The sequence below is a fragment of the uncultured Pontibacter sp. genome, from assembly GCF_947495565.1.
Classification (GTDB): Bacteria; Bacteroidota; Bacteroidia; order Cytophagales; family Hymenobacteraceae; genus Pontibacter.
Window position 1 is genome coordinate 13,740 of record NZ_CANLZM010000001.1, and the last position, 17,921, is coordinate 31,660.

The window sequence follows — 17,921 nt, forward strand, 5'->3', positions numbered from 1 at the left end:
AAGACACTCGATTTAAAAGTATGAAAGCCACCTTTAGAGGTGGCTTTCATACTTTGTAGGTTTTATACTTATAGCGGCAGTTTTACATCCTGCATCAGCCTTCCTACAGGGTACATTTGGTGCGTATATTCGTAGTGCGGCGAATTTTTATAGATGAAATCCAGTTGGGCCCGTGCGCTTTTTGCAAACTCCGGGTCCTGCTTTTTGCGCTCCTCCAGCTGTTGGCGCAGCTTAGGTTTCTGCTCCAGGTACTCGGCGGCCAAATCCTCGAACACATAGCTGGAGAAATACTCCTTCTGCATCAGAATACTGTCAAAGAAGTTCCAGTTGAAGTACGAGTCCACGGCCTGCGGCTCCAGCACCTCTACCAGGAAACGATTTGCCTCCTGGTTCAGGTATACCACATAATCGCCTTTAAAGAACTGGCGCGGCATACGCCTGGTCTGCACCTGCACATCGTAGTGCAGGTAATGGCCTTCGTATGGGCGCTGGCCTGTTTTATAATCGGCAATGTAGTAAGTGTCTAAGGTGAGGGTAGTGTCTTGCTGCAGCTGCTGTAGCTGCACGTTGTTTAGTTTAAGCCGCTCAATCACTTCACGCCAGGCTTGCGGAATTATGTAAGCAACCGGTTTTTCTACTGTTACAGTCGGTGTAAACTCATTGTAGTAGTTTATCTTTTTGCTGTACGGCGATTTATGGTCGTAGTACAGGCGTTCCAAACCGCTCACGTCGCTTGGTTTATACTTGGCCTCATATCCCAGAAAAGGAATTTGCGCGACCTTGCTTGTGTCGAGCTGCCAGTTTAGCGGAAATTGCTTTTGGGTGAGTGTTTGCTGCTTGGCCTGCTGGCGTAACTTCCCGATCTCGTCGGCATCGCGGTGCACGGTTTCAATCATGTTTTCCATCAGCTTATAAGTAGCTTGCACCCGTTGGTTAAACGGCTTCAGCATATGCGTTTCGGGCACAAAGCCAATGGTATGGTAAAGTGCAGTGTAGCCGGTGGCATAGCGCGGCGACTCCATAAAGCCGATAATTCCTTCGTCCGGGGTGTCGCCGGCGTGGTTCATGTAGGGCACCATCGGAAATTTATCCTGCTTCATACCTTCGTAAAGCGTCGGCGCCATTTTACCGTTCAGGTACTTGGCCAGCGAGGGGTGCAGCTTGTTATGCTGTGTGGCGATAAGCGTCATCACGTGCTGGTAATCTGCCCCGTTGGAAGTATGGTTATCCATGAACACATCCGGGTCCCACTCCCTGAAAATCTGGTGAAAGGTCTGGGCGTTGCGGGAATCGGTTTTGATATAATCGCGGTTCAGATCCAGGTTGCGGGCGTTGCCCCGGAAGCCGTACTCCTCCGGCCCGTTCTGGTTGGTGCGGGTGTGGCTGTTGCGGTTTAGGGCGCCGCCAATGTTGTATACCGGAATAATTACCAGCACCACATTATCAAGTTGCTTACGCAGCTTCTTGTTCTGCAGGTAATCGCGGGCCAGCATCATGGTAGCGTCTATACCTTCCGGCTCGCCTGGGTGAATACCATTTTGGATAAGTAGGATGCGCTTATTTTTCTGACGTATGGAAGCAGGTTCGAAATCTTTGCCCGTAGAAACGACGACCAGGTGCAGCGGCCTGCCTGCATCCGTGCTGCCAAACGGAATCATTTTTACCTCATCGTAGGCCTCGTCCAGTTGCTGATACCAGTTTATGGCTTCGTCATAAGTGGCGGTCTGGTTTCCGTTGCCCTGCTCGTAAGGCGTTTTCAGGTTAGGTCTGTCTTTGTCTGGCGTGCCGGTGCTTAGCAGCGCGGCAAGGAATAAGGTGGTTAGCATGGTTTGGTTTAGCGTAAGATCAAGAGGCAATGATAAGGATTTCTGAGGGGAAATCCTTGGTTAGGCGCTTAACTGCTGCAGCCGAAAAGGCACCCCCGCAGCACGAAGTACTGATTTTAAAAAAATAAAAAAGAGACGCACTACTATGCGTCTCTTTTTATATGTTAAGTTTTCGGGTTGCGATTAAAATGTCGTCAGGCAACAGAAGGTCTACGCAAAATACTTCCGCGTTCTTACTTTGTCTTTCGGGAAAAGCTTGTGGTCGATGCTGTACTTGCCTGGCCCGATAAAGAGGAGAGAGAAGAAAAGTATAGCGGCTTCCAGTGCGTGCGAGTAACCGCCAAACCCATCGCCGCCGGCTACGTGCCGGATAGTAGCTACAATCATGGTAATGAGCAGCAGCAATACGGCCGGCCTGAATAGCAAACCCAGCATCAGCAAAAAGCCTCCCACTACTTCAGCAAAACCAGCCATAAAACCCCAAAATGAGGGTGCAAAGCTTATGCCGAGCAATTCCATATTTTGACCTATTGCTTTCCAGAGCTCAGGTCCGCCAGCCAGTTTAGGCCAGCCATGAAGTATAAACATAATGCCGATGCCCACCCGGAGCAGCAGCATCCCAACATTTTTTGATTTGTAGCCTGAGCGTAGTATAGCCATAAAGACAAGTATAGGTATTAACCTTGAACATAGCAATAGACTAATATAACAAGATTTTTTTGACCAGCAAATTAGCGGGAGCCGTTGTGGCGGTAAGCTTTGGCAACTGGTCGGTTGGCAGCGGGCTGTGGTCAAGTATAAAGCTCATGCCTGCGTCTGGTGCCAAGGCTACCAGGTTGCCTTCCTCATACGTAACCGTGCGGATGTTATACGCCTGCTGCAGCTCGCTATACTTGGAGCCAACGCTTATATCCTGCGCGGTCCTGAAATCTGTACTTAGAATGCTGATGCGCCATACCTGACACTTCGGGTTGCAGGCTTGTTCTATTAAAAGGCCTTTTTGCTGCCCTTCAGGATGTAAAACGTAAGCAGTGCTTTGGATTCCCTCTTGCTGCAGGGTGGTGTCTTTTATACTTAAGCCGCTGGCTACCTGCTTCCGCATCTGCTCAACAGGCATCCCGATGCTGATGTTGCCAACCCGTTGCTTTCCCACCACAAATAGGGCCGGGTCAGGTTGTGGGGCGGCTTCTTCGGTGATAGCAGGAATTAAGGCTTCTTCGGGAGCGCTTTCTGTGGTTTTATCTTGTGTTTCGTCTTGTTGCGAGAGACAAGCAGCCATGCCCACTCCCAGCAACATTGCGTAAAGTATGTTCTTCAGCATAGTGGCTTTCTCACTCTGTTATTTAATAATTAAACCTTGATGCGCTGCTGCAGGTTGTAGTATATTAGCATCAAATACGAATTCGTTCTTTTTGTCACACATCAACTGAAAATATTTAAAATGGCTAAACCTTTAATCTTAGTTTCCAACGACGACGGCATTACGGCACCGGGCATCAGAACGCTGGTGCGTGTGGCCATGAAGGTAGGGGAGGTAGTAGTAGTGGCGCCAGACTCGCCGCAATCGGGCATGGGCCATGCTATTACAATTGGTAACACACTGCGTTTAGATAAATCAATTGCCCTGGAGGATTTGGGTGTGGAAGCTTACGAATGCTCCGGCACACCCGCCGACTGCGTGAAACTGGCCAAGCACCACGTGCTCCGCGACCGGCAGCCTGACCTGGTGGTGAGCGGCATCAACCACGGTTCTAACTCCAGCATCAGCGTACTTTACTCGGGCACTATGTCGGCTGCTATTGAGGCGGCTATTGAGGGGTTGCCGGCCATTGGCTTCTCGCTGTGCGACTACGGGCACGGGGCGGATTTTTCTCATGTGGAGGAGTATGTGGAGAAGATCATACGTGAGGCGATAGAGAACCGCATACCTGAGAAGACGGCTCTGAACGTGAATTTCCCGAAGAAAAGCGAGGAGCCGATAAAAGGCATCAAGATCTGCCGACAGGCAAGAGCCAAGTGGCAGGAGGAGTTTGATGAGCGCCTGGACCCGCACAACCGCAAATACTACTGGATGACGGGCAGCTTCGTAAACTTCGACAAAGGCGAGGACACGGACGAGTGGGCACTGGTTAATAACTTTATTTCCATAGTGCCATGCCAGTTTGATATGACCGCGCACCATGCCATTAGTATGATTAACGAGGAGTGGAATTTTTAATATCCCACTTTTCCTAAAGCTAAAAAGTCCCTGCTACATAATGGCAGGGACTTTTTAGCTTTACCGTAAATTGATGCAGCAGGTGCTACTTCTGCTTGCGGGGTGGAGCAGGCGATATAAAAATAGGAACAGTAAAGCGAACCGGCACCAGTTTATTGTTCTGCATGCCCGGCTGCCATCTACCATTCATTTTTAGAACCGCGTTTACACAGGCCTCGTCTACTTGCGGAGATATACTTTGCACTACCTCCACATCATTTACAGACCCATCAACTCCTATCACAAAGCTTATCACCACTTTACCGGCTGGCGGATTTTTAGGTAGTTTAAGTTTAGCACTCAAGAACCTGAACATAGCCGCATCGCCACCTTTAAACTGTGGTAGCTGTTCTGTATATGTCCACTTTATCTCTTCAGAAACAACGGTTGAGTCTTGCGCAAAAGCTGAATTAGCAAGTATACACGCTGCAACAGAAAGTATAGCAACCAAAAGCCTGTACATGTGGGATCTAAATTTGAACCTAAAGGTATATTATTTCCTGTTGCTGTGTGTATAAAATCCTATAGTGCCTAAGCGGCTGTTCAGGCAAAGCAGCTGCTTTATTTCTCCTCCGAGCGCAGAAACTGCACAGGCAGGGCTAACTCTGCGGCTACAGGCTTGCCGCTTTTAGTGGCAGGCTGCCATTGCCCGGAGGTTGCTTTTACAGCTGCTGCGGCAGCCTCTGCCAGTTGGGCAAGTATGGTTTTGTTCTGCAGGTTAAAGGTAGAGGCATCCATGTAATCTAGTCTGGCATCCGGCCCAACGGTTTTCTTTAGTTTGGTGTTCGCCAGTTTGATGTTAGACACGCTGCCATCCTGCTCTACCGTAAACTTTACTACCACTCTGGCGTTCAGGTGCTCCTTTTTAGCCTCTTCAGGCAACTTCAGATGCTGGTTTATAGTCTGCAGCAGGGCTTGCTGCCCACCTTTAAACTGTGGCTGCTGGTCTGAGGTAGTGTTTTTTTGCTCATCCTTCACTGAATAACGGATAGGCAAAGTATATAAAACCGGCACTACCTTTCCATTCTGCTTGCCTGGTGTCCATTTACCATTCATCATATTCACCACACGCACTGCCTCGGCATCCATACTTTGAATAAGTGATTTGATCACGTGCACATCGGAAATAGAACCGTTGGTGCCGACAATGAAGCTAATAACCACCAGGCCCTCCAGGCCCGCCTGCTGTGCGTCTTTCGGGTACTGAATGTTCTGGCCCAGGAACTTGAGCATTGCACCTTCACCGCCCTCAAACACCGGCATCTGATCCACATAGGTGTAAGGTTTTTCTGGAGTTTGTGCCATTGCAACAGGAGCAGAGGCAAGTATAGCCATACATGCAAGTGCGGCTGCGGTTAGGTGTTTAAGCGAGTTTTTCATGGTTAGTATATTTTTTAGGTTTTAGAAAAGGCAATAACTATCCTGCATCAGCCTTAGATAAGCTGAAAAAAAGGTATTTAAAAACGAATAAGTTATACTTTACTTAATGGCGAAACGAATAGGAAGCGTATACCTCACCGGAACCGCCTGACCGTTTTGCCTGCCGGGAATCCAGTTGCCGTCCATCATTTTAATCACGCGTATGGCTTCTTCGTCGGTGCCGTTGCCAAGCGGTTTTAATATGCTGATGTCGCGCAGGCTGCCGTTGTCCTCCACCACAAAGCTCAGCACCACCAAACCCTCCGTGCCAGTCTCTTGTGCTTGTTCAGGGTAACGGATGTTTTTGCCCAGAAAAGCCATCATGGCTGCATCGCCTCCCTTAAAAGTGGGCATCTGCTCTACATAAGTATAAGGCTTTTGTTGTGTTGCTGGAGCAGCCTCTTGGGCAGAAGGTGCTGTTGCCTCTGCAGCAGGGTTAGTAACTAACTCTGAGGATGAATTTATACTTTGGGAGACTGCCGTAGCCTGCTGCCGCGCAAGTATAAGCGCGAGGCCAGCCAATAGCGGAAGTGTAAGCAAAGGGCGCAGCCAGCTTGGTTTTTGCCCTTGTAGCTGCAGCATGCGCAGGCGCTTGAGCACCTGTGGCTTCGTAAAATGGCTACCTACAGGCAAGCCCATACTTAGCAGCGCCTCTTTAGAGAGTAAGGACGTGTATTTCTGTGCCTGGTGCACTGAAACCACAGCTGCGTCAGCCTGGTACTCGTGTACGTCGCGCAGCTCCTGTTTTAGCAGCCACACAGCAGGATGCATCCAGAGTATAGCCGAAATCAATTCATAATAAAGCACATCCCAGGTATGCCCAAGTTCCACGTGTGCCAGCTCATGGGCCAGCACCTGTTTCTGCTCCTGCTGGTTTAGCTGCTCCTGCTGCTTACTCAGAAAAATGCTGCTGCCAAACGCAAAGGCGGCGTACTGGTTATCGAGTTGGTAAACCTCTGCGGGTACTTCGGCAAGTATGGGTTTGGCCACTGCTTTTAATTGCTTAATCTGCCATAACTGCTTTGCCAGCTTTGTTAAGAGCAGCGCTATGCCTGTAAAGTATAAACCCAGAAGCAGAGCGGGTAGGAGGGAGCCTGTAGTTTCGGTTGGTTTAGGGGCGGTGGTTGTTACACTAATCTCGCCGAGCTGCACTGCATGTAGCACCTGCGCTACAGCGGCATCCGGGGCAAGTATGGCGGGCCAGCTAAGGAGCGGTAGCAACAAAGCGAGGACAGGAGCTGCCAGCAAGTATAGCCTGTTGAAGCTAAAAGTTTGCTGGCGGCGCAGCAGTGCGTAGTGAATCAGGTAGAGCATCAGCAGCCCGATTCCTGCTTTTATGGTATAATTAAGTATGGCTTCCATCGGTGCTGTCGTTTTCGTCCAAGTCTTGTTTTACGTGCCGCATCAGTTGGTCCAGTTCGTTTACATTCAGGTTATTGTCTTTGGCAAAGAAGGAGACCAGCTTCTCGAAAGAGCCACCAAAGTAGCCGCTCATGAAGTTCTTTAGGAAAAAACTTTTATACTTGTCCTGGTCTACCAGCGGAAAGTACTGGTGCGACTTCCCAAAAGCCTCGTGCCCCACAAATCCTTTTGTCTCCAGAATGCGAACGATGGTAGATACGGTATTGTAGGCTGGCTTCGGCTCCGGCAGTTCCTCAAGTACATCCCGCACAAATGCCCGCTCCAGCTTCCAGAGCACCTGCATGATCTCTTCCTCGGCTTTGGTTAGTTCTTTCATAGAAGTATAAATAGCTGTGTTGCTGTAGTAAATATATAACTATATACTTAGTTTAAAAACTAAAAGTTTAGTTTTTATGATTTATATATAAAAAAAGCGGCCTCTAGTAGTAGAGGCCGCTTTTTTTATGAAATTGGATTAGTACCCAGGGTTTTGTTGTAGGTTAGGGTTAACCTCTATTTGCTGTAGCGGTATTGGCCAGAGGCTACGGAATGAGGTATTATCCTCTTCACAGAAGCCAAGCAAGTCACAGGTTAGGTTGTAGCGCTTCAGATCCATGAAGCGCAGGCCTTCCCCAACGAATTCTAAACGGCGCTGCTCCAGAATCTCTGATAGCGCCTGCGCATTGGTTAAACCTTCCACGCGTAGCAAGCCTGCCCGCTCACGGATCATATTGATGTCGGAGATCACATCAGCACTTGCCATGGCTGCACCTCCAGCCATTCTTGCATTTGCCTCTGCCCGGATCAGGTACATCTCCGCAAGGCGGATGATGATAACGTTATCTGCGTTGTTCGTAACGTCGTCATACTTGATCAACCTGTTGCGGTTCCGCTCAAAACGAGTGGTAGCCTCTAAGCGCTCATCTTTAAAAAACGTAGTGTCTGTTACTGTTTCGTTGTTTACTTCTCTTTCTACGACAACGGTGTCTGTCTGGGCCAAGAAAGTATTTACAACACCAGAACTCACATAAAAGCGCTGACCAGATGTGGAAGGATCAGAAGAAGTTCCTAGTGCGTTCGCATCGTTCAGCGTGAAATTTAACTCAAAGATTGCTTCGTTGCTGCCTTCCTGTGTGTACAGTGTGCCGAAATCTTCTACAAGTTCATACGGACCGCTGTTGATTACTTCGGACGCGTTAGCCTCTGCTTCTGCCCAGTTGCCTTGTTGCAAGTGCACACGTGCCAGCAGCGCAGTCGCAGCTAAGCCACTTGCACGTTCGTTACCTGCAGTTCCTTCCAGAAGCATCTCAGCGTCCTGCAAGTCTGCGATGACAGCCGCATATACTTCAGCTTCCGTTGCACGCGGCAGGTTTTGAATTTCCTCAATTGTGGTGGATGGGGAAGTAACCACCGGAACACCACCAAAAACTTTTAAAAGATCGAAATGAGCCAGTGCGCGGATAAACTTCATTTCCCCTACAATCTGGTCTCTTTCTTCAGCTGTCACGTCATCACTATCAACTAGGCGCTCAGCGTTTCTGATCGTGATGTTCGCACGGTTTATTGCCGTGTAGATTCCAGCCCATGTACTGGCGATCTGTAAGTTTGAGGCATTTATGCGCTTGCTGGCTACCTCTCTGTCTGTTGTAAAAGTACCGGCAAACGTCAGATTGTCTGCATACAGACCTTGGTAAAGCAGGTACCGCTGTCCGTAATAGTCGGCATCCTGCAGTGCACTGTATGCTCCTAATGCTGAGCGGTTTAGTGTTGTAAAGTCAACTACAGCCCCATCAGCCTCAATGGCGGTAGTTGGTTCTACGTCCAGTACCTCCTCGCAACCAGTAAAGGTGAAAAGCCCTATAGCGGCTGCTAATATGATTGGATATTTTTTCATGTTATGTCTTTCGTTATTCTTTTTAGAAACCAACATTTACACCAAAAGTGATTGTTCTGGCTTGTGGGAAAGTATAAAAGTCTACTCCCAAAGTTGTATTTGACGTTCCTGCAAAGTTAACCTCAGGGTCAAACCCTGGGTAATCAGTAAATGTAAACAGGTTTTGTGCTTGTGCATACACACGCAGGCTTCTCAGTTTGATTCGTTCAGTCAACGATGTAGGTATTGTATACCCTAGCACAACGTTCTTCACGCGGGTATAAGAGCCATCGTAGATAAAGCGCGATGAGTTGCTGCGGTTATTGTTGTTAGGGTCAAAAACAGTTGCTCTCGGCACGTCTGTTACATCACCTTCCTGCTGCCAGCGGTCTGATACAAGCGACAACATGTTATCGTCCAGGAAGTCGTTGCCTAGGTGCTGCTGGTATTGGTGTGCCGGGTTGGCGATTTGATTACCCACAGAGAACTGTAGGAACACACTCAGATCAAAATTACGGTAGGCTAAGGTGTTGGTGAAGCCTCCTACATAATCTGGCTGTGCATTACCGATAATGGTTAAATCATCGTCGGTAATAAGGCCATCAGGCTGTCCGTTTGGTCCGCTGATGTCACGGAAGTTAACATCTCCTGCCTGAGCGCCCTGCTGCAGGCGGCTATCTGGAATTTCAGCCATTGTGCTATAAACACCATCTGTCTGAAACCCATAAAATGTTCCTATAGGCTCTCCTTCACGTAACACAAGCGAGTTACCTCCAAAACCGTAGAAAATGTCCTGGCCTTCATATAGTTCTGTTACCTTGTTTCTGTTAAACGAGATATTAAAGTCAGATGTCCAGTTAAAGCCATCCTTTCCGCCGTCTATGTTTACTGTGTTCAAAGCCAATTCAAAGCCTTTGTTCTCGGTAGCGCCAATATTAGACTGGTAACTTGCAAAACCGTTTTGTGTGGCAACTGGCCGCGAGAACAACAGGTCGTCAGTCTTTTTGATGTAATAATCAAGGGCTAGGTTGATTCTGTTGTTCAGGAAACCAATATCAGCACCTACGTTAAATTGTGAGGTAGACTCCCACTTTAAGTCTGGGTTCGGAATCTGCGTTAGAGCAATACCCGGTAAATCCTGATAATTAGCGCCAGTTACCAATGCTTGGTAGCTAAAGTTACCGATTTCCTGGTTACCAGTTACTCCGTAAGAACCACGTAGCTTGAGCTCGCTAAGCAAACCTATGTCTGACATGAACCCTTCCTCTATTAGTCTCCAGCCAGCTGAAACAGATGGGAAGTAGCCATATCGGTTGTTTTCTCCGAAACGTGAGGAGCCATCAGCACGGAAGTTTACCCCAAGAAGGTATTTATCCTGAAAGCTATAGTTTAAACGCCCGAAATACGATATTAGGACACTCTCTGTTAATGAGCTGGAACCATCATTTACACGGGCAGCACTTGCTACATATCGGAATTGCTCTCCAGGGAAGCCTTGGCCAGTAACATAAGACGATTTAATGTCATTGTTCTCGCGGCTGGTACCAAGCACTGCGGAAACATTATGCATTTCGTTGTAGGTTTTGTTGTAGCTAAGCGTAGACTCCAGCAGAAGCTTTGTAGCAATAGTCGAAGCATTTGTCGCTTCACCGCCTGTAGCTGTCGCGAAAGATCCAGGATAGTTTATAGCAGTATAGCGGCGCTCATCCACATTTAATGCGTCATAACCACCTTTTACCTGCAAATCTAATCCCTCAACCAGGGTATAGCGGGCAAAAATATTGCCTAGTGCACGTAAGTTTGTGGTTACGTCATCATTCTCTGTGCCTTCTGCCACTGGGTTAGTGTAAAAGTAGTTAGGTCGTGTATAGCTGCCATCTTCGTAGTATACAGGGAAAATAGGTGATGCCGCTAGTGCATTAGCAAACGGTCCGTATAATGTGTTATCACTTACAATACGGTTGTTTTCTGAACGGCTCAACTGGATGCTTGTACCAAACGCGAGTTTATCATTCACATTATGGTCAAGGTTTAAGCGAGTTGAGTAACGTTGATACTGGCTTCCGATAATGATGCCTTTCTGGTCAAAATAGTTTCCAGAAACGTAATAACGCGTTTTAGCATCACCACCGCTCACAGAAAGTTCGTAGTTTTGAATGCTGGCATTTCTTGTTACTTCATCAATCCAGTCCGTTTCAGTTGGTTCAAAGTCAACACCTCCATAGTAGTAGTCAATGAAATCCTCAAAAGTAGCACCTGGAGCTAGCTCACCATCGTTCACATAGGCCTCCACCATTATTTCCTTATACTCTTCTGCTCCCAGAAAGTCAGGCTTTTCCCACATGCTCTGAACACCGCCGTAGGCATTGAAGTTGATCTGGGTCTTGCGGTTAGCACCTCGTTTGGTAGTTATCAAAACTACACCATTTGCTGCTCTTGATCCGTAGATAGCAGCGGCAGAAGCATCCTTCAAAATGTCGATTGACTCAATGTCATTTGGGTTAAGGTCAGCTATCGCATTGACGCTTTGCCCTCCATATCCAAGTTGTGAGTAGTCGCCTGTTGTTAATGGCACGCCATCTACCACGTAGAGTGGCTGGTTGTTAGCGGAGATAGAGGTTGCACCGCGTACGCGTACACTAATGCCTGCGCCCGGGGTACCAGAATTCTGAGATATCTGCACACCGGCAGCACGTCCTTGCAGGGCCTGGTCTACACTGGTTACGGGCAGGTTTTCAAGTTCTTCGGATGTTACTTTAGCTGTCGCGCCTGTTACCTGACGGCGCTCCTGTGTACCATATCCTACCACCACAACTTCTTCCAGCAGTTTTTCATCGGTTGCCAGTTGCACGTTCACAGTTGAGCGGCCACTTACAGGCACTTCCTGTGTGGTCATGCCTATAAAGCGAAATACCAGTGTAGCGTTTGGCTGTACATTTAAACGGTATTCACCATCGGCACCAGTGGTTATACCGTTAGAAGTGCCTTTTTCCAGAACCGTAACACCGGGTAGTGCAGAGCCATCTGAGGCTGCAGTCACCCTTCCTGATACAGTTTGAGCCTGTGCCCACGCGCTTGTCATCAGCGCGAAGATCATCAAAAAGCTCAATAGTAAACTTCTCTTCATAATTAATCTGGTTAGTTTTAAAATTTAATAATAATGTAATAGGTAGTATGCTGGTCTCTACTTTATACCAGTTTGTTTAAGCAAAGTATTATGTAAATATAATTAGTAAAACTGAAATTATTGGTTGCTATGGGTTATAAGTGCAAATTAATTTTATCTTTAAAGGCTTCAAAATAAATGATGTTTTAACATGAGCCTGGGGTTGCGAAAGCAACCTGCAAACCAAATGTACAACTGAAAAAAAGTAGGGTACAGGCTTGTATTCTTAATTATAGGCAGTTAGACAACGTTCTTGTTGAGTTCTGCCTTCTCCATCATGTGTACCGCCAGAAAGCTATTTCCGCCTTTTATACTTGCCTGCCAGCCCAGGCGCTTTAACTCGCGGCGGATAAAGCTGTTTAACAGGCCATGCGCTACCAGTATAGTGGTTTTGTTTTGCCGGGCATCCTGCTCAAGCAGCTCTGCCGCCTGCTTGGCGCGTGCTCGGGCTTGGCGGAAAGTCTCTATATCACGGCTGTTAAAACCCAGAAACCAAAGCAGACGGGCACTCAGCAGCCAAAACCTGATGGGCAGGCGTAGCCACGGCAGCGAAATAATCCGACGCTCAAATTCCCGAAAGGTATGATCTATCTTTAGTTCAACCTCCTCCCCAAAAATAGCACGGGCTGTGAGCTGCGAACGCACAAGTGTGCTGCAGTATACTTGCTTTATCTGCTTGTGAGGAATAGCCTCGTGCTGCAGTACAAACTTTTCAACCTGGGCAGTATCATAATCAACTATGTATTGGCGGGCGGCCTTCACATCAAATAATCCATTGCGCGCTACCTTAGGTTTTGCGTGGCGGATAAGGAAAATGCGGTGCGTGCTTTCAGCAGGGTTCAAGTATGGCAATTTTGGTAGTGATATACTTTACCTCCAAAAGGCTGCTGCGGTTGCCTAATTCTTTACCAGGAAATCGGCAAAAGCGGAAGCTTTGACTGCTGGCCACTCAGGTTTCAGGATGCTATAATAGATGGTGTCGCGGCGGCGGCCGTCGTGCATCTGTGTGTGGCTGCGCAGAACGCCCTCTTCTGTGGCGCCAATTTTGAGCATAGCGCGGCGTGAGCGCTGGTTTAAGACATCTGTTTTTAACTCCACTCGCTCCATTCGCAGCATCTCAAAAGCATGCTGCAGCAGTAAAAACTTACAGTGCCGGTTAATGCCTGAGCCTCGAAACGCTTTGCTCAACCAGGTCCACCCAATCTCCAGGCGCTTGTCCGGTAATGAGATGTTGCCATAGCTCGTGCTGCCGGCCAACTGCCCGGTCGCCTTATCCACAATCATAAAAGTGTAGCGGGTGCCGGAGGCAAATCCTGTCTCCACTGTCTGCGCCCAGTTCTGTAGCTCCTGCGCATCACTGATTCGGGTGGGCATAAAGCGCCATATCTCCTCATCGTACACTATGCCTGGCAAGTTGTCAAGATCCAAAGGCTGGTAACGGCGTAGCAGCACACGGCTATCCTCAAGTATAATTTCGTATTTAAAGTCCATTAGAGGCATCCAATTTATGCCGGTAAGTTAAGAGAAATCATACTTAATTTCAGCTAAATGAGCAGTGTGAAAAGTTTGGAGAGGAGGCAAGCTTTAATATAAAATTACGGTGATGGTATACAATGTATGATGAAGTAAGCAGAGCCAGACTTAAAGAGAAACTTGTTATAAAAACGCTTTCTACATTCAACTAGGGCAGCTATAGTTTTCTCTTCCATAGTTTAAGTACCTCCTTTATAAGTCATCATACATTTTATACCACAGCCAAAATTACAATCATGTCTGAGGCGCTGCCTTGTGCAGCGCACACCCGATTTTTTCTAGGATTTTATTGAGGTGTAGGCTTGATAATATAAGTTTAAACAATAATTAAATTGATTTTATATAGTCCTTAGGCAGCATCTACAACCCTGTTTAACTCTGCTACGTTGTAGCTAACAGTTTATTTAGAGTCTATTTTTTATAGCAGGAAAGCAAACTTTAGCCAACAACGTGCAGCATTTGAGAGGTAAAAAAGCGGTAGTAAGTGGAGGTGGGGCAGGCATAGGCAGAGCCATTGCGGAGCAGCTGACACAAAACCAGATAACCACTGCCATTGCAGACCTGCACTTTCCTGAGCAAGCACCCCACAACGCCCTCCCCTACACCTGCGACGTGACTGATGCCACAGCCATAGATAATCTCTTTAGCCAGGTACAGCAGCAGCTAGGCACACCCGATATACTTGTTTGCAGCGCCGGACAAGGTATACATGAAAAACTTACGGAAGGAGACCCTGCTAAGTGGCAGCACGTCATCAACACAAACCTGATGGGCACCCTGCGCATGATCAGGGCCTTTGTGCCTGGTATGGTAGAGGCCGGCCACGGTGATGTAGTATTGGTAACGTCTGTAGCGGCGGGGCAGGCGTACCCCTATGGAGGTGTTTACGCGGCCACTAAAAGCGCCCTCCAAACAATAGCTGAAACGCTGCGGCAGGAAGTGCTGCCAACTATTCGCGTAACTGCTATAGCCCCTGGCGTAACAGATACATCCTTTTTCGAAAACACCCTCTCTGCCTACCAGTCAGTGGAAAGCATTGGCTACGGGGCATTATCTGCCAGCCAGGTAGCCGACGCCGTATTGTATGCCCTTCGGCAGCCGCCGGGAGTTTCCATCAATCACATAACACTTAGGCCCACAGCACAGGTTTTCTAGTGCCCGCCGAACAGTAATCGCCAATAACGAAGCACCATTAATTATATACATTCTAAACAATTAGCAACCCTCAACTATGAAAAACAAAGTACTGATAACCGGAGGAGCCGGGTTTATAGGTTCTCACCTGGCAGATGAGCTGCTGCAGCAGGGCTATGACGTAAGAGCGCTGGACAACCTGAGTGAGCAGGTGCATGGCAAAGATTGCAAACGGCCGGAGTATCTGCACGGGGATGTGGAGTTAATGGTAGGCGACGTGCGCAACCCCGAGGATGTGGCCCGTGCGCTGGAGGGTGTGGATTATGTGTTTCATTTCGCGGCCATGGTGGGCGTGGGGCAGAGCATGTATGAGCTTAGGGAGTACACAGATGTAAATAACATAGGCACTACTGTACTGCTGGAAGCCCTGATTAAAAACCCGGTAAAGAAACTGGTGGTGGCCAGCAGCATGAGCATCTACGGCGAAGGCATGTATAAAAACGCTGCCGGAGAGATAACCACAGCGCAGGAGCGCCCACTGGAGCAGCTTAAAGCCGCCGACTGGGAACTGTACAGTGAGCAGGGCGAGCAGCTGCAGCCAATCCCTACCCCTGAGGCCAAAACACCATCGCTTTCGTCGGTTTACGCGCTTAGCAAGTATGACCAGGAGCGCCTTTGCCTGATGGTAGGCCGCGCCTATAATATCCCAACGGTAGCCATGCGCTTCTTTAATGTGTACGGTACGCGCCAGGCGCTTTCCAATCCTTACACGGGGGTACTGGCCATTTTCGCATCCCGGTTACTCAATAATAACTCCCCAATGATTTTTGAGGACGGATATCAGCAACGTGATTTTGTGCATGTGCGCGATGTGGCATTGGCCTGCCGTCTGGCCATGGAGAAAGACGAAGCCACAGGCAAAGTATTTAACGTAGGCAGCGGCAACAATTATACCATCCGTGAGATTGGCGAACGTTTGGCCACCGTGATGGGCAAAACCGAGCTGAAGCCGGAGATAACAGGTAAGTATAGAGTTGGGGATATCCGCCACTGCTATGCTGATATATCGCTGGCGAAAGAGGTGTTAGGTTTTTACCCGCAGGTAGAGTTTAACGCCGGCCTGGAGGAACTGGCCAACTGGCTGGAAGGGCAGATCGCCTACGACCGTGTAAACGAGGCAAGCGCCGAACTAGCCGCCCGCGGCCTAACAGTATAGCTCCCGATCAATTAAAGAATTCGACATCAAGATGATAACAGATAAACAAACTACAAGCAACACACCTGCTATGCCGGTGGTGGGCCTGGTGGAATGGTTCAGACCCGGAGAGTATGAGCATGTGCAGGAAACACTGGCAAGCCTGAAGGAACTGCGCGTAACCGAGCTGCGCACCGGCGTATCGTGGGCAGATTACTATACACCCGGCGGCCAAGACTGGTACGATTGGCTGATACCTACACTGGCCAAAGAGGTAAACATACTTCCTTGCTTTTTGTACACGCCACCAAGTATAGGCGAAAAGCCGCGCACCTCTTCCCCGCCTAAAGACAGAAAGGCTTATGCCGATTTTCTGGATGTTTTCATTGCCAAGCACGGGGAGCATTTTGAGTGGGTGGAGCTGTGGAACGAGCCGAACAACATGATTGAGTATGACTTTACTCAAGACTACGGCTGGCACAAGTTTGCAGAAATGATAGGCGGCGCAGCCTACTGGTGCAAACAGCTAGGCAAGAAAACGCTGCTCGGCGGCATGAGCCCCATCGACCCGAACTGGCTGCAGACAATGTATGACCGTGGGGTGATGCAGTACATCGATGCCGTGGGTATACACGGTTTCCCGTATGTGTTCGACCAGATGTGGGACGGTTGGGAAGATAACACACAGGCGGTACGCAAAGTAATGGAGCGCAACAACTGCAATGCCGAGCTATGGATAACCGAGGTAGGCTTTTCTACCTGGCAGCACGATGAGTTTAAGCAGCTGGAGGAGTTTAAAAAAGTACTGCTGGCCGATGCCACTCGTGTGTATTGGTACGCTGTAAAAGACCTGGATACAAACCTGCCGACTGTCGGCGGTTTTCACCTGGATGACCGGGAATACTATTTTGGGTTGAAACGAAGCGACGGCACCAGTAAGCTGCTGTACAGGCTCTGGGCCCGCCACGGCATCGAGAAGCTGAGTGAACTGGAATATGTGAAGCGTTCCCTGAACGACAGCACGGAACCTTATACTTTAATTACAGGCGGAGCGGGTTTTGTAGGCACCAACCTGGCCAAGCGCCTGCTGGAGCAGGGCAAGCGCGTACTGGTGTTCGATAGCCTGAGCCGGGACGGGGTGGAGCAGAACCTGCAGTGGCTGCACGACACCTACGGCGACAAGCTGGAAGTATACGTAGGTGACATCCGTGACCTGCAGGCGGTGCGCAAAGTAATGAAACACTCAGAGCAGGTTTTCCACTTTGCGGCGCAGGTGGCTGTAACAACCTCTCTACATCTTCCTATCAACGATTTTGAGATAAACGCCCGTGGCATCATTAACCTGCTGGAGGCGATCCGGGAGCAGGACAACCCGCCGCCGCTGGTGTTCACGTCTACTAACAAAGTATACGGTGGCCTCGAGGACATGGAGTTTATCTCGAACGGTTCGCGCTATTATCCTGCAGATGAGCGCATCAAGAAGTATGGCATTTCTGAAAAGCGCCACCTTGATTTCCACAGTCCTTACGGCTGCTCCAAAGGCGCCGCCGACCAATATGTGATTGACTACGCCCGTACCTATAACCTGCCGATGACGGTGTTCCGGATGAGCTGTATCTACGGCCCGCACCAGTACGGCAACGAGGACCAGGGGTGGGTGGCGCACTTTGCCATCAAAGCCATAGAAGATAATCCTGTAAACATTTACGGCGACGGCAAGCAGGTGCGCGATGTGCTTTTTGTGGAAGACCTGGTGGATGCTTTTCTGCTGGCGCAAGAGCATATGGAGCAGATAACCGGACAAGCCTTTAACATTGGCGGCGGCCCTGAAAACACTGTAAGCCTGCTGGAGCTGCTCAAAACCATCAGCAAGTATAAAGGCAAGGAAATTCCGCTCCATTTCGGCGACTGGCGCCCAGGCGACCAGCACTATTATGTATCAGACACGCGCAAATTTCAGGAGGCCACCGGCTGGTACCCGCAACACAATGTGCAGGAAGGCGTAGCCAAGCTGTACCAGTGGCTGTGCCTGAACCGGGGTTTTAAAGTGCCTATGTCGCTGTCATCAGTGTTAGAAAAAGAAGAAGAACCTATTAAAAAAGCAGCAGTAGCCTAAG

Annotated in this window: 15 protein-coding genes; 4 read left to right on the plus strand and 11 right to left on the minus strand. The window is 48.8% G+C overall.

Going from position 1 to position 17,921, the window contains the following annotated elements:
- Positions 1-68: 68 nt before the first annotated feature.
- From Q1B04_RS00070 to Q1B04_RS00080, 3 genes are all read right to left on the minus strand, one after another.
- Positions 69-1,826: a M14 family zinc carboxypeptidase gene (locus tag Q1B04_RS00070; protein WP_299754129.1), complete on the minus strand. Its 1,758-nt coding sequence runs from the start codon at positions 1,824-1,826 to the stop codon at positions 69-71.
- Between the two features lie 210 nt (positions 1,827-2,036).
- On the minus strand, positions 2,037-2,486 hold the full coding sequence (locus Q1B04_RS00075; RefSeq protein ID WP_299754131.1) for a DoxX family protein: 450 nt from the start codon (positions 2,484-2,486) through the stop codon (positions 2,037-2,039).
- A gap of 40 nt (positions 2,487-2,526) precedes the next feature.
- Positions 2,527-3,147 (minus strand): mechanosensitive ion channel protein MscS, encoded by a 621-nt coding sequence (locus tag Q1B04_RS00080; RefSeq protein ID WP_299754133.1) that lies wholly within the window; start codon positions 3,145-3,147, stop codon positions 2,527-2,529.
- A 120-nt stretch (positions 3,148-3,267) separates the two neighbouring features.
- On the opposite strand from Q1B04_RS00080, the gene surE reads away from it, so the two are divergent.
- On the plus strand, positions 3,268-4,044 hold the full coding sequence (gene surE, locus Q1B04_RS00085; RefSeq protein WP_299754135.1) for a 5'/3'-nucleotidase SurE: 777 nt from the start codon (positions 3,268-3,270) through the stop codon (positions 4,042-4,044).
- An 85-nt stretch (positions 4,045-4,129) separates the two neighbouring features.
- Here the strand turns inward: surE and Q1B04_RS00090 are convergent, their stop codons facing one another.
- The 8 genes from Q1B04_RS00090 to Q1B04_RS00125 form a co-directional block, all read right to left on the minus strand.
- Entirely contained in the window at positions 4,130-4,546 is a 417-nt protein-coding gene (locus tag Q1B04_RS00090; RefSeq protein WP_299754137.1) for an energy transducer TonB, read from the minus strand.
- A gap of 98 nt (positions 4,547-4,644) precedes the next feature.
- A complete protein-coding gene (locus tag Q1B04_RS00095; protein ID WP_299754139.1) occupies positions 4,645-5,463 on the minus strand; it encodes a TonB family protein in 819 nt (272 codons plus the stop codon).
- 99 nt (positions 5,464-5,562) lie between these two features.
- On the minus strand, positions 5,563-6,864 hold the full coding sequence (locus Q1B04_RS00100) for a M56 family metallopeptidase (RefSeq protein ID WP_299754141.1): 1,302 nt from the start codon (positions 6,862-6,864) through the stop codon (positions 5,563-5,565).
- The gene (locus Q1B04_RS00105; protein ID WP_299754142.1) at positions 6,848-7,240 is read right to left on the minus strand and encodes a BlaI/MecI/CopY family transcriptional regulator; all 393 of its coding nucleotides are present in this window, start codon (positions 7,238-7,240) and stop codon (positions 6,848-6,850) included. The genes Q1B04_RS00100 and Q1B04_RS00105 overlap by 17 nt, the downstream gene beginning before the upstream one ends.
- 138 nt (positions 7,241-7,378) lie before the next feature.
- Positions 7,379-8,797: a RagB/SusD family nutrient uptake outer membrane protein gene (locus tag Q1B04_RS00110; protein ID WP_299754144.1), complete on the minus strand. Its 1,419-nt coding sequence runs from the start codon at positions 8,795-8,797 to the stop codon at positions 7,379-7,381.
- A 22-nt stretch (positions 8,798-8,819) separates the two neighbouring features.
- Positions 8,820-11,903 (minus strand): TonB-dependent receptor, encoded by a 3,084-nt coding sequence (locus Q1B04_RS00115; RefSeq protein ID WP_299754146.1) that lies wholly within the window; start codon positions 11,901-11,903, stop codon positions 8,820-8,822.
- A 279-nt stretch (positions 11,904-12,182) separates the two neighbouring features.
- Positions 12,183-12,785: a phosphoglycerate mutase family protein gene (locus Q1B04_RS00120; protein WP_299754148.1), complete on the minus strand. Its 603-nt coding sequence runs from the start codon at positions 12,783-12,785 to the stop codon at positions 12,183-12,185.
- 54 nt (positions 12,786-12,839) lie between these two features.
- Complete coding sequence (locus Q1B04_RS00125) at positions 12,840-13,433, minus strand: GNAT family protein (protein WP_299754150.1); 594 nt, start codon at positions 13,431-13,433, stop codon at positions 12,840-12,842.
- 492 nt (positions 13,434-13,925) lie between these two features.
- Between Q1B04_RS00125 and Q1B04_RS00130 the strand changes: the two genes are divergently transcribed.
- The 3 genes from Q1B04_RS00130 (at position 13,926) to Q1B04_RS00140 (ending at position 17,920) form a co-directional block, all read left to right on the plus strand.
- A complete protein-coding gene (locus Q1B04_RS00130) occupies positions 13,926-14,630 on the plus strand; it encodes an SDR family NAD(P)-dependent oxidoreductase (RefSeq protein WP_299754152.1) in 705 nt (234 codons plus the stop codon).
- Between the two features lie 76 nt (positions 14,631-14,706).
- The gene (locus Q1B04_RS00135; protein WP_299754154.1) at positions 14,707-15,825 is read left to right on the plus strand and encodes an NAD-dependent epimerase/dehydratase family protein; all 1,119 of its coding nucleotides are present in this window, start codon (positions 14,707-14,709) and stop codon (positions 15,823-15,825) included.
- Between the two features lie 31 nt (positions 15,826-15,856).
- Positions 15,857-17,920 carry an SDR family NAD(P)-dependent oxidoreductase gene (locus Q1B04_RS00140; RefSeq protein ID WP_299754156.1) on the plus strand — a complete coding sequence of 688 codons (2,064 nt, stop codon included), beginning with the start codon at positions 15,857-15,859 and terminating at the stop codon, positions 17,918-17,920.
- The last annotated feature ends 1 nt before the right edge of the window (position 17,921 follow it).